At 50.6% G+C, this 12657-nt stretch carries 15 protein-coding genes; 9 read left to right on the forward strand and 6 right to left on the reverse strand.

Going from position 1 to position 12657, the window contains the following annotated elements:
* Positions 1-3: 3 nt before the first annotated feature.
* A complete protein-coding gene (locus Q7T66_RS00730; RefSeq protein WP_304931319.1) occupies positions 4-558 on the reverse strand; it encodes a DUF1003 domain-containing protein in 555 nt (184 codons plus the stop codon).
* Between the two features lie 19 nt (positions 559-577).
* Positions 578-1225 carry a DUF2238 domain-containing protein gene (locus Q7T66_RS00735; protein WP_304931320.1) on the reverse strand — a complete coding sequence of 216 codons (648 nt, stop codon included), beginning with the start codon at positions 1223-1225 and terminating at the stop codon, positions 578-580.
* Positions 1226-1443: 218 nt separating this feature from the next.
* On the opposite strand from Q7T66_RS00735, the gene Q7T66_RS00740 reads away from it, so the two are divergent.
* The 5 genes from Q7T66_RS00740 to Q7T66_RS00760 all read left to right on the forward strand — a co-directional run bounded on the left by Q7T66_RS00740 (position 1444) and on the right by Q7T66_RS00760 (position 7071).
* On the forward strand, positions 1444-1839 hold the full coding sequence (locus Q7T66_RS00740; RefSeq protein WP_304931321.1) for a DUF2946 domain-containing protein: 396 nt from the start codon (positions 1444-1446) through the stop codon (positions 1837-1839).
* Positions 1840-1936: 97 nt separating this feature from the next.
* Positions 1937-2161: a hypothetical protein gene (locus Q7T66_RS00745; RefSeq protein WP_304931322.1), complete on the forward strand. Its 225-nt coding sequence runs from the start codon at positions 1937-1939 to the stop codon at positions 2159-2161.
* Positions 2162-2359: 198 nt separating this feature from the next.
* Positions 2360-4540 (forward strand): TonB-dependent receptor, encoded by a 2181-nt coding sequence (locus Q7T66_RS00750; protein WP_370691584.1) that lies wholly within the window; start codon positions 2360-2362, stop codon positions 4538-4540.
* Positions 4541-4552: 12 nt separating this feature from the next.
* On the forward strand, positions 4553-6085 hold the full coding sequence (locus tag Q7T66_RS00755; RefSeq protein WP_304931323.1) for a PepSY domain-containing protein: 1533 nt from the start codon (positions 4553-4555) through the stop codon (positions 6083-6085).
* A 158-nt stretch (positions 6086-6243) separates the two neighbouring features.
* Complete coding sequence (locus Q7T66_RS00760; RefSeq protein WP_304931324.1) at positions 6244-7071, forward strand: ParA family protein; 828 nt, start codon at positions 6244-6246, stop codon at positions 7069-7071.
* Here Q7T66_RS00760 and Q7T66_RS00765 read toward each other — a convergent pair.
* A complete protein-coding gene (locus Q7T66_RS00765) occupies positions 7036-7245 on the reverse strand; it encodes a hypothetical protein (protein ID WP_304931325.1) in 210 nt (69 codons plus the stop codon). The two genes, Q7T66_RS00760 and Q7T66_RS00765, sit on opposite strands and share 36 nt — an antisense overlap.
* A 335-nt stretch (positions 7246-7580) precedes the next feature.
* On the opposite strand from Q7T66_RS00765, the gene Q7T66_RS00770 reads away from it, so the two are divergent.
* Together Q7T66_RS00770 and Q7T66_RS00775 are read left to right on the forward strand one after the other, a co-directional pair.
* Positions 7581-7811: a DUF6139 family protein gene (locus Q7T66_RS00770; RefSeq protein ID WP_304931326.1), complete on the forward strand. Its 231-nt coding sequence runs from the start codon at positions 7581-7583 to the stop codon at positions 7809-7811.
* A 123-nt stretch (positions 7812-7934) separates the two neighbouring features.
* Positions 7935-9074, forward strand: a complete 1140-nt coding sequence (locus Q7T66_RS00775) for a PQQ-dependent sugar dehydrogenase (protein ID WP_304931702.1) — start codon at positions 7935-7937, stop codon at positions 9072-9074.
* A 7-nt stretch (positions 9075-9081) separates the two neighbouring features.
* Here Q7T66_RS00775 and Q7T66_RS00780 read toward each other — a convergent pair whose 3' ends face one another.
* From Q7T66_RS00780 to Q7T66_RS00790, 3 genes are all read right to left on the reverse strand, one after another.
* Positions 9082-9975, reverse strand: a complete 894-nt coding sequence (locus tag Q7T66_RS00780; protein ID WP_304931327.1) for an EF-hand domain-containing protein — start codon at positions 9973-9975, stop codon at positions 9082-9084.
* Positions 9976-10142: 167 nt separating this feature from the next.
* Entirely contained in the window at positions 10143-11216 is a 1074-nt protein-coding gene (locus Q7T66_RS00785) for an ATP-binding protein (protein WP_304931328.1), read from the reverse strand.
* Positions 11213-11935 carry a response regulator gene (locus Q7T66_RS00790; RefSeq protein ID WP_304931329.1) on the reverse strand — a complete coding sequence of 241 codons (723 nt, stop codon included), beginning with the start codon at positions 11933-11935 and terminating at the stop codon, positions 11213-11215. The genes Q7T66_RS00785 and Q7T66_RS00790 overlap by 4 nt, the downstream gene beginning before the upstream one ends.
* 197 nt (positions 11936-12132) lie before the next feature.
* Between Q7T66_RS00790 and Q7T66_RS00795 the strand changes: the two genes are divergently transcribed.
* Positions 12133-12414, forward strand: a complete 282-nt coding sequence (locus Q7T66_RS00795; RefSeq protein WP_304931330.1) for a hypothetical protein — start codon at positions 12133-12135, stop codon at positions 12412-12414.
* Between the two features lie 31 nt (positions 12415-12445).
* Complete coding sequence (locus tag Q7T66_RS00800; protein WP_304931331.1) at positions 12446-12640, forward strand: DUF1653 domain-containing protein; 195 nt, start codon at positions 12446-12448, stop codon at positions 12638-12640.
* The last annotated feature ends 17 nt before the right edge of the window (positions 12641-12657 follow it).

Consider the following 12657-nt stretch of genomic DNA (forward strand, 5'->3'; position numbering starts at 1 on the left):
CGACTAGTCAGCTCGCCTTGGTTCGCTTAGCCGCGTCAGCAAGACCAGCTGTTCTTTTTGAATATCCAGCAAAGTATTCCACTGTTGTTCTCTTAGTGCGTCCAGCTTCTCATGCAGCAACATGATTTCCAGCTCAGCCTTCAAGTTCACTTCGTAATCGTGCTTCGCATTCAGCCTGTCTTTTTCTGCCTGTCGATTTTGCGACATCAGAATCACAGGCGCTTGAATCGCGGCCAACATCGATAAAACCAGATTCAATAAAATATAAGGATAGGGATCGAAAGCTTTGTCGTAATGCAGCAGAACAAAGGAGTTCAACAATATCCAAATGAACATGATCGCACCAAATAAACCGATGAAAGTCCATGAGCCACCAAATGCAGCGACCGCATCCGCAGCGCGCTGTCCTCGGCTGGCTTTCGCTTCATAATCCTTACCGGTATCGCGCGCGATGTGTGTACGGGCGGCGACGTGGTGCGTAACTTTTTGCGCACTGTCGTCCAATTGTTCGTAAGATTTTCCAAATAATTTTTGGGCCGCTGCGTCGTGCTTGTGCATGATTTTTCCTGATACTTGTTTACTTAAGTGGCACAAAGCGTTGCAACTGGCGGTTGTGTAGCCGCGCCAGCAATATCATCGCTACCGTTGCACCGAGAAATGCCATCCACATGTCGGATTGCGTATCCCATTGATCGCCTTGCGTACCGAGAAATTCATCCGCGCCCTGCCCCATGATCAGCGCCGCCCACCATTCGAGCAATTCATACCAGGCGCTAATCGCCATCGCGACGCAAATCGATAAAAAGGCGACCATCTTTTTACCGTTCACATAATTCCCGCGCACGAAGATTTCCTTCGCGACCAAAGCCGGTACCAAACCTTGCCAAAAATGGCCAAGCTTGTCGTAAGGATTACGTGCCAGCGATAACCAATCCTGCACCCAATTACCAACTGGCACGCGCGCATAGGTATACGTGCCGCCAATGATCAGAATCAGTGCATGCAGAAAAATCAGGAAGTACAACAGATTACTTAGCGGGAAGCGTTTGTAGGTAAATGCCAAAACAGGCAGCGCAATCAGCACCGGCATGACTTCCATAATCCATGTCGCTCTATCGTAGGGACGAATGGCGGAAATGCACAAGGCGATAATCAGGATCGCGGCGGCAATCAGCAATTGCTTGCGTTGTGCTGGATCGGCAAGATTTGATGATTCGATTTGCATGAGGTCGATTTTCTAAAAATATGGGTAGCAACAATAAATCGTTGCCGCCCATATTACGATAATGCTGCAATCACGCGACACATTGGACAATTCGTCCTGACATTTTGGGTAACAGCCCGGCTATAATCAGCCGCAAAGCAGGTGTCTGTAAGCCGTGTTTATATATGCGGCGACCGATACACAACTTTAATTGAAACCTCATCCCGGTAAAACCTGCCATGAGAATGACGAAAGCCACGCATAGATTTGCTACATGGATCGCTTGTTTTGCGATCTTGATGGCATCGCTTGCGCCTTCGATTTCTCACGCGGTCGCCGCTGCCAAAAACGCACCGAATGCGTGGATGGAAATTTGTACCGTTACCGGCAGCAAGATGGTGATGGTCGATGCAGAGAATTCACAAACCCCGGTACCTGTCGAAAAAGCGATGCACTTCGAGCATTGCCCGTTTTGCTTGAACCACACTGTGTCGGCAGGCATGCCGCCTTCACCTGATTTCGTGATGCCGGTTGTCGCTGGCGATCATGTCCTTCCCTCCCTGTTCTATCAGTCATCGCGCCCGCTGTTTGCATGGGCCGCTGCACAACCTCGCGCTCCTCCCGCTTTTTCCTGATTTTCGTTAAGGCCCGACAGTCGCGCTTGCTGATTGCAGGCGAACACATGTCGGTGTTGATCTTTATCGATCATCTCTATCGAAACAGGAGCTTGTCATGTCTACCCGACGCAAGTTTTTTATTGCACTGAATGTCATTGCCGTCTGCGTTGCATCACTGTCGTACGCCGTGCATCGCTACACCCTCGCGCAAATGCCAGCCTCACTGCCTGCAGTTGAAATGCAACTGCTTCCGATCCAGAACCTGGCTGATGCGCGTCATTCTGCATGTGCTCCGTCATGTGTGATCACGAGCCGTGCTGCGCTCGGCATAGCAAATTGAAGCAGCGCTGAGACCTGCATGAGACACCAGCGTTATCGCCCCGCCTAACGATGTACGGCGAGCGTTAAATATATTTATTCAGAAAAGAAAACAGACATGTCTTCACCAAGATTCTCACAACACACAATAGTGCTTTTAGTGGCAGATCGTTGCGAATCCTATCGCGTTATTCGCATTAGTCCTCACGACTTCACACGCATGGCAGATTCTTTTAAACCGGCAAGGACAGCGCTTTTGCTGGCATTACTGTTTTCTGCAACGGCTATGCCTATGCGTCAGGTTCACGCACAATCGACAACCGAGGCGACGCTCCCCGCTGTTGAGGTAATTGCACCCTCGGCAAACGGCACAATCAATCTGGATACTCCCGCTACATCAATGAGTCGTCTTGGCCTGACACCACGCGAAACGCCAGCAACTGTCACCGTAGTAGACCGTGCCACCATAGATGCACGTGGCGCAGAAGATACGCAGGAGATTCTTAAATCCATTCCCGGCGTTACCGCACATAACGCGCCGGGCAACATCACCGTTCGCTATCGTGGTTTTAGTGGCGGCTCTGTCAGCCAGTTGTATAACGGCATCGATTTGAATTACACAATCGCGAACAGAGCAGTCGATAGCTGGATTTATGATCGCGTCGAAGCCATCGGTGGACCATCCAGCTTTTTATATGGTGCAGGTGCCGTCGGTGGTTCGATCAACTACATTACAAAGATCGCTCAACGTGACGATATTTCCGAAGGACGCCTACGTTTAGGAAGCGAGGGCTTGAAGGAGGCATCGATCGGATTGAATCGTCGCATTGCCGGCGATGACTCAGGCACTCCATCGCATTACGTACGCATCGATTTGAATGACCATCATTCTGATAGCTGGACAGATGGCACCAAAACACATTCCACCCAATTAGCAACTTCATTACTGTCTGATTTCGGACGAGGCCTTACTCATACTCTAGCGTATGAGTATCAGAACGATACTGTTGATCGTCCTTACTGGGGTACACCGTTGCTTAATCCAATTACTGGCACCTTGCGGGTAGATGAAGGCACGCGCTTCAAAAACTATAACAGTGCTGATGGCATCTATGAGCAGCGTGTGCAATGGCTGCGTTCAATCACTGATTTGCAGGTCAATGATGCTCTGCATTTCAAGAATACTTTTTACGCATATGATGCTCAGCGTGATTATCGCAACGTCGAAAGTTACAGGTTTAACGCAAGCAACACGGCGGTGATTCGCTCGGGGGCTTTACTGCAGCGACATGAACAAGACGTGGTCGGCAATCGAATTGACGGCACATATAAAGGAGAAATCGCGGGGCATCGCAGCGACTGGTCCTTCGGTTTGGATATGGCATTAAATAAGCAGACTCGCTATCCAAAAAGTTTACCCGCTACAGTGAGCACCGTTGATCCCTACAACTTTGTGACGGAAAATTTCTTTAATGTGCCGGGTATGACGCCAGGTTTCGTACCTAGCATGAGCAACAAGATAACAACTACTGCGCTATATGTAGAAAACCACACCGCACTGCTACCAGCGTTGAATCTCGTAACAGCATTGCGTCATGAACGTATTGACTTGAACCTGATCAATCGTGGCGCGGTAACCGCAAGTAGTCCAGCCAGTTATGAACGCAGCTACAACCCGACAACCGGCCGTGTGGGGTTGGTCTGGGATGTCGCTCCTGGTGCGATGACCTATGTGCAGTATGCGACGGCAGCCGATCCACCAGCGGGCTCGCTTGCGACAGCGTCTTTTGCGAACGCCATTACCAATACTGAACTCACAACGGGGCGTCAGTTAGAGGTCGGCACCAAGCTGGATTTCTGGCAAGGAAAAGGAAATGCGACTGCAGCAATCTACAGTATCAATCGCAAGAACATTGCGAGCCAAGACCCCAACAATAGTGCGTTGACAGTACTGGTGGGAGAACAAAGTGCCAAGGGTATTGATCTGTCAGTTGGCTTGCAAGCCACACGTCAGTGGGCTATACGCGGTGACTTTACCTATGTCGATGCACAGTATGAGGATTTGAGACAAGGCGGTGTTTCGCTCGCAGGTAAAACACCAACCAACATACCGGCAACTGTAGCAAATCTGTGGACCTCATATGCTATTACGCAGGCTCTGCAAGCCAATATCGGCATTCGCCGTGTCGGCAAGGTTTATGCTGATGCCGCCAATACAATGGTTTGGCCGAGTTATACATTGATTGATTTAGGAATGGGCTATCAGATCAATCGCAACGTCTCGCTGATAGGCCGTATCCGCAATGTCACCGATAAGCTCTACGCCGCCAACGTCAGTGCTACTTCGGCCTATCTCGGTGCGCCACGTACCGCAGATGTGACGCTGCGTATCAACTTCTAATCGGAAAAACTGATGCGCATCCGCTTTAAACGTTATTTGTTCTTAACACATAGGTGGCTAGGAATTGTTGCCTGCGTCTTCTTTGCGATGTGGTTTATCTCGGGTGTGGTCATGATGTATATCGGCTATCCCAAACTCACGGAACGGGAACGCCTGCAACACTTGCCAGCACTTGATGCTCAGCTCAATCTGCTTTCGCCGAAGCAGGCACTTGATGCTGCAGACATCACGGGTCCGTTGACTGAACTGCGGCTGGCGAATGCGAGTGGTGGCAAGCCGGTTTATCTCGTCATTCCGAAGAGTACGAATCACGATGCGTCTGGACATAAGCGAACGCCTCCCGGCAAAGGTACGGTGGTCATCGATGCACAAAGCGGCGAGCGCTTGCGCAGTGTGGATGTTCCGCACGCGCTTGCCAGTGCTGCTGCATATGCAGGTAATGGCATACCTGTCACTTATCTCGACAGCGTGGATGAAGATGCATTTACCCATTCGCGCGGATTGGATGCGCACCGTCCTTTGCATCGTATTCAACTTGCTGACGAAGAGGGAACGCAGATTTATGTTTCTGGCGCAACAGGCGAAGTCGTGCGCGACGCAACTAGTACCGAACGTGTATGGAATTATGCGGGCGCATGGATACACTGGCTTTATCCGTTTCGCGGCAACTTTTTCGATCCCTACCAAGCGGATATCGTCATCTGGTTGTCCGTCCTCGGTACGGTAGCTGCAGTAGCTGGGACAATTGTCGGCATTATGCGTTGGCGATTTTCCAAGCCTTATCGTAGTGGCTCGCGCTCACCCTATCATGTTGGAGTCATGCGTTGGCATCACATCACAGGCTTGCTGTTTGCGTTGATCACGATCACGTGGATCTTCAGCGGCCTGATGTCGATGAACCCTTGGCGCATATTTAACAGCGGCGCACCGCCATTGCAAACCGAGTTGATGCAGGGAGGAGCGCTGACTATTTCCGCACAAGATGCCGCGCCTAAAACTTTGCTAGCTGCGGTTAATCGCCCGATTAGTGAGTTACGCTGGACTCAGACGCTTGCACAAACCACGGTGCAAGCGTATGGCGCAGCAGGCACACCTACACTTCTAAATAGTCAGACAGCACAGCCGCGGGTTATCGATCCCGACGCACTACTAGCCAGTGCCAGAGAACTGTTACCTGAGCCAGTAGCAAGTGTCGAGCAGCTCAATCAATACGATCTTTATTACTACGCACGCGACCCACACACGATGGGTGGCGGCAGCGAGAAGCCCTTACCTATATTAAGGGTGATTTTTGATGATCCGCACGCTACCTGGGTACACATTGATTTGCATACGGGCACCGTACTTGGCAAGATCGATAGCCATCGACGTACGAGTCGCTGGCTCTTTGCGATGCTGCACAGCTGGGACTGGTTGCCTCTGCTGGAGCGTCGTCCACTGTGGGACATGCTGCTGATTCTATTAAGTTTAGGAGGCGCTGCACTCAGCATTACTGGCGTCATTATTGGATGGCGCAGATTAGGGAAAAAACTGAGAGCCGTTTAAAAAGCCATACAAATACACCGCAAGTGAAGTGCGCATTCCATACGTGTGAATTTTGCAGAAAACAATCGAGCAGTAATACTTGATGCCTAGAAATAAGCGAATGTTACTATTCTGAAACTGCATGCAAATAGCATCGTAGTAACAGAGGCGGAAAGCTTATGACGATAGTCACGGTATTCAACCAGAAGGGCGGCGTGGGCAAAACCACGACTGCTCTGAATCTCGCGGCGGCGTTAATGCGGCGCGGATGTTTACCCTACGGCATCGATCTGGATCCGCAAGCGCATTTAAGCTCCATCGCCAACGTCGTCGCCAGTTCTGGCGACGATACGATACTCAGTTTATTCCAACGCAATCGCCCCTTACGCGAGTTGGTGCGTATCTCACCGAATAACGACATCCGCATTATTCCCGCACATCTTGAACTTTCGAAAGTCGATACGCTATTCGGTAAAGGCTATGACGTCGTCAATATGCTCAACGCACATTTGCGTGGAGAGAAATTGAATGACGAGCTAACGCCGATCATGATTGATTGCTGTCCATTGATCGGAGTCTTGTCTTTGAATGCGATCTTCGCGTGCGACTGCATGATCGTGCCGGTATCGGCCGATCATCTATCGGCAAAAGGCGCGATGCAAATCGATAAAACTTTGAGAGCACTGGAACCGGTATTGAAGCGTCGCATCGACAGACGTTATCTGCTGACGCGTTTTGATGGGCGCCGCAAGATGGCGTGGGAAGTACGCAAGATGCTGGAAGATAAATTTGGCGCGGATGTCTGTCGCACGCACATCTCGGAAAATGTCAGCTTGGCGGAGAGCCCGGCGTATAACAAAACTATTTTCGAGCACGCGCCAAACAGCCGCGGCGCGCAAGACTACGACAGTCTGCTCGATGAGTTACTAGCCGACGGCTTTATCAAAATCAAAGAAACAGAAGAATCCGAATTAGCGCGAGATGAGGGACAGAATGTCGTCAACTGAGTGAGCAATTCCTGGGCGCATTACCTGGCCCTTGATATCACAACGCAATACTTCGCAATGTCTATACATCTGTTTTAATTTGCGTTCGGCATCTGCGCGATCCATCCCACCGATCACGATGCTTTCTATTTTTTGGCCTTCGCGCGTCTTCACTGAAAAATCAAATTTCAACATGAATACCTCTCACAGAATCGAGTAGTCCGCATTACTCCTCCTAGAATGTAGCAAACACCAATATGGTGCAAGACTTTCATTGTCTGGATGTAACGTTTCTTTATAAAAAAACACCATTTTTGTCATATAAAGCGCGTATCAGCGTGCAAAATGTATGAAATTCGTCACATTTCGCACTTTCCCGCCCGCATTGACAACAAATTAATGCCAACCGTAGCTTTAAGGCAAGATCCAGGCCAATCGTGTAATTCATACAAATTTGATTCAGGACTTCACGCAACCATTCTGTCGATGTAGAGTCACAAAAGGTCATCCCACTTTTCAAAGGATTTCTCATGCGCATAGATATTTATAGAAGAGCAGAGCACGCTGGCCACTTTTCTTATCTGGCTGTCCCTGAAGGCAACATGATTCCAGAAGAAGTCGTCAACACTGACTGGGAGCCGACAGATCGCGCAGTCGATCTGGATGACGGTGCAACGCATCTGGCAGATTTTGCGATCGATCAACCAATGGCACAAATCGAAGCCAAGGGATATGCCATCACCAGCGTCAAAGATCTATAGATCAACGCACTAGTATTCTTATCTAAACCGGCTCTAGCTCACTGCATGTGAGCGGCCGGGTTTTATCCTTCTTTGGTGATCAACTATATGCACGCATCCTCCACGACTAATGCGTCCGTTCGCATGCGCATCGGCAACAGCATCGTTTTGACGCTTGCCTGCGCAACGATCATTTCTGCATCCGCACAAGACGCCAGCAAAGCAAACGGCATACGCACCGAAGTCATCGCACAAAATCTTGATCATCCGTGGGCGGTCGCATTCATCGATAGCAAACGCATGCTCGTCACAGAACGCTCCGGCAATCTGCGCATGGTGCAAGCAGGCTCAGCACCGTCAGCACCAATTACCGGCCTACCTAAAATTGAAGCCGACGGTCAGGGCGGCTTGCTGGATGTGATTACCGATAGCAAATTCGCCAGCAATCGCACCATCTACTTTTGTTATAGCGAAGAAGCCAATGCAAAAACCGGCGGCAATGGCAATTCAACCGCACTCGCATCCGCACGTTTATCTGATGACAGCAAACGACTGGAACAAGTAAAAGTATTGTTCAGCCAGCAGCCTAAATTCAATAGCCGCGCGCACTTCGGTTGCCGCATTGTTGAAAATACCGACGGCACTTTATTCCTGAGCTTGGGCGATCGCTTCAGTCGCATGCAAGATGCGCAAACCCTGAACACGCATCACGGAAAAATCATCCGCATCAACAAAGACGGTTCTATCCCTGCGAACAATCCGTATGTCGGCAAGGCCGGCGCATTGCCAGAGATATGGAGCATCGGCCATCGCAACGTCCAAGGCGCAACGCTTGGCCCTGATGGACAACTATGGACGCATGAACATGGGCCGCAAGGTGGCGATGAAATCAATAAGGAGCAAGCCGGCAAGAATTACGGCTGGCCAGTCATCACTTACGGTGAAAATTATGGCGGCGGAAAAATAGGCGAAGGCCAAACTTCAAAAACTGGCATGGAGCAACCGCTGCATCAATGGACGCCATCGATTGCACCTTCAGGCATGGCATTTCTGCGCAGCGATAAATATGGCAAGGCATGGCAGGGGAATTTATTCGTCGGTTCGCTCAAATTCCGTTATCTGGCGCGACTGGAAATCAAGGATAGCAAGGTCGTACGCGAGGAGCGCTTGTTGCCGGATATCGAACAACGCATACGCGATGTGCGAGAAGGGCCGGACGGCTTGTTATACGTATTAACGGATGAAGGACGCGGGCAGCTATTGCGTTTGCTGCCCGCGCAGTAGAGTACGATCAGGCCGTTTCTGAAATCGTGTTCAGGCTAGTCGCACTATTCGCGATAGTTTGATCGAACTGACCATAAGTCTGCGTCAGTTGCGCAACGATTTTCAGCACGGCTTGCATGCTGTTTTGCGCATCACTTTCTGATGTTTCAGTAGTCGGATGGCTCGCCTGATATGTGACGAGTTCTTGCAAGCTGACCGTACCGTCTTTATTCGCGTCAGCGGCTTCGTAAGAAGTGCTATCCGAATCAGATGATTCATCACCGGAACCAGATGGACGCGCACCACCTGCCGGTTTCGCTGACCCAGCCGCCGCACTTGCATCGACGCCACCAACCGCACCGTCAGCTTGCTGTTCTGGTCCACCCATTTGCTGCAGGCCAGTACTCAGCTCAGCTTTGGTAATCTTGTTATCGCCATCCGCATCCAGCGTTTTGAAAAGCTGTTCGACCTTTTCTGTATTCGCTGCCTTATCGCTTGAATTGACATCGAAGGCTGCCTGCAATTCTTCCTTGTCGATATAACCTTGATTTTTTGTATCAAGGCTGGCGAAAATATCATCGGTCGAAGGCGGTGCTGGTGGCTGTTGACCACCGCTAGCGCGCGCTACACGTGAGCTGTCGAATTGCGCATCCAGCGCATCGGACAACTGCTTGACCCCATCGGTTAATTCTTGTTTGGTGATCTTGCCATCTTGATCGGAATCGATCTGGCTAAAAAGCTGGTCCACATCAGATGCAGAATCCGCAGCGTTACCGCCCAGTGCGGATTGCAGACTGGCTTTGTCGATATAGCCCTTGTTGCTGGTGTCCACCTTGGCGAACAAGTCGCTCGCTATTTTTGTCGCATCGGGACGTTGTACTGTCCATGCACTGTTGCCGCTGCCTACGCCACTAATTGCCATGTTATTCCCCTTTGATTGACGCCGGCAGAGACACCAATTCCCATGCTGACGAACTGAGCATGTCAGGTCTATGTATCCATCGCATGTGCGGTTTGTATCAAGTTTGATACATTCGGCAAATCAAGCACAAAACGGAAAAATACTGAGCGCTCTTCTGAGCCTAACCCTCAACGTTTGATAGCAATACTGGCAATCAATCCGCCATCCGGCGCATTCCGCAAAGTCAGCCGGCCATCGCATTGCATTGCTGCTTCACGCGCAATCGACAATCCCAAACCAACGCCTCCCAGCGCCTTGTTGCGCGAAGCATCGAGGCGGACAAAAGGCTCGAACACTGCCGCCATTTTTTCTGGCGGAATACCAGGCCCATGATCGCGCACTTCGATCACCAGCGTGGTCGGCGTATCGATTAACGACACCACCGCATCCTCGCCGTAGCGTAAAGCGTTCTCCACCAGATTCGTCAGGCAACGACGCAACGCGATAGGCTTGGTGAACAAAGGTTCGGCATTGCCCTGCATGCGAACACTGTCGCCATTTGCACTCGCATCTTCGACGATGACCTCGATCAAAGCTTGCACATTGAGCAGTTGCAAATTTTCGTTGGAGACACGTCCACGCAAATAATCCAGCGTGGCGTCCAGCATTACTGCCATCTCGCTGATATCGTCACGCAATTTTGGCTTTGCATAATTCTCAGCCAGATTTTCTATCCGCAACTTCATACGCGTCAGCGGGGTGCGCAAGTCGTGCGACACCGCCGCCAAAAAACGCTCACGTTCTTCGATTTGCTCACGTACCTTGTGCTGCATATCGTTAAATACACTGGCAGTCTGGCGCACTTCATCAGGACCTTGCACCTTCATCGGCACGCTGTATAAATTATTCGCCAGCTGCGCCGATGCATGGGCAATCTGCTGCATAGGTCTCGCCAGGAATCGTGCGCCAAACCAAGCAGTCGCAGTCAGCGTCAGCAGTTGCATGATGATGCCTATCCACAATCCTGGCGGTAAAGGTGGCAGTTCAAAACCGGCAATCTTCAATGTTGCTGGCGGCGGTCGGCGATGCTCAGAGAACTCACCTGACTGAACTTCGGCATGCTGTCTAAAGCCCGGAGGTGGAAAGTCACGTCCATAGAAATTCACGACCAGGATGAAGGTCATCACATGGCTGACCATAATCGCCAGCACAATCAGCGCAAACAAGCGCGCGAAAATGGTATTCGGCAAAAAGCGTTTCATCGCACAACCTTCGCATCAAACAGATAGCCTTCGCCGCGTACCGTCTTCAGAAATTTTGGATCTTTCGGATCTTCTTCCAGCTTTTGTCGTAGTCGCGAAACCAGCAAATCGATACTGCGATCAAATGCCGTGACGTTATGTCCGCGCGCCGCATCCATCAACTGATCGCGACTCAACACGCGATGCGGTCGTTCGATAAACACGCTCAGCAAGCGGTATTCTGCATTCGATAAAGGCACCACCATTTTTTGCGGCGTGATCAGCTGACGCGCCAGGCGATTGATGGTCCATCCTTCAAAATGCCATTGCTCGTCACTGCCATCCGCGGCCTGTTCACGCTTCTTTCCATCCTTGGTCCTGCGTAAAATCGTGTGTATGCGCGCCACCAGTTCGCGTGGGTCAAACGGCTTCATCACGTAATCGTCCGCACCCAGCTCCAGACCGACCACGCGATCAGTCGACTCGCCACGTGCAGTCAAAATAATGATGGGAATATCGGTACTCGCGCGTAGTTGCCGACACAGCGACAAACCATCTTCGCCCGGCAACATCAGATCGAGAATGATCGCATCGAAGCGATTCTCTGCCATTGCACTGCGCATCGCGGCACCGTCGCCCACCGCCTGCGCCTGAATGGAAAATCCAGCCAGATAGTTCGCCAGCAAGTCGCGAATTTCTTCGTCGTCATCGACGATCAGTACCGTTGTCGTTTCGCTCATTTCGCATTCCATGTTCTGTTTTGTCTGCATTGTTGGCGGTATTTTTGCCGCCGATAAATTGAGCGGATAATCTCACAAGCCAGTTCAGCTTGCCAAACCGCCCTCAAATTTTTGCAAAACATGCTGATAAAAGATGCCGATAAACGATGTCTGTCGCCGTACTCACTTACAATAACGGCACATCAAATGGAGCTCATATGTTTTCTGGACAAACTTTCGAACAAATTCTTCAAAAAAAGAGCACGCGCCTGGTTCTTGCGGCAATGTGTTTGTATCTGGCCTTGGCCGGTGCGCATCAATTATTCACCGGTACCGAGCAAGCCGACTGGCTACGTGGCGGTGGCAATTTACTGTTGTGGGGCGCCTTTGCAGTATTGAATCTGCTCAAAGCTTACGGCCGCGCAACCAAGGGCATTAACATTCCCATCAATATCGGTTTGGTATTGGTTGTCGGTAGCTGGATTGCAAAAATGGAATGAAGTGTTGTCATAAATTGCGGGGATAAAAATTATGCAATTCAGACATTACAAAGGCGGCATTTACGATTTTGTATGCGCCGCTAAACTCGAATCGGATCCGGAAACGGTCATGATCGTGTACACCGCGGCCGATGGTTCGTTCTGGACCCGGCCGGAAAAAGTGTTCTTTGAAATCATCGAACACGAAGGTAAATCCATGCAACGGTTTACCGCGATCGACGAATAAATATCTTCAGTAGCGCG

This window comes from Herminiimonas sp., from assembly GCF_030655415.1.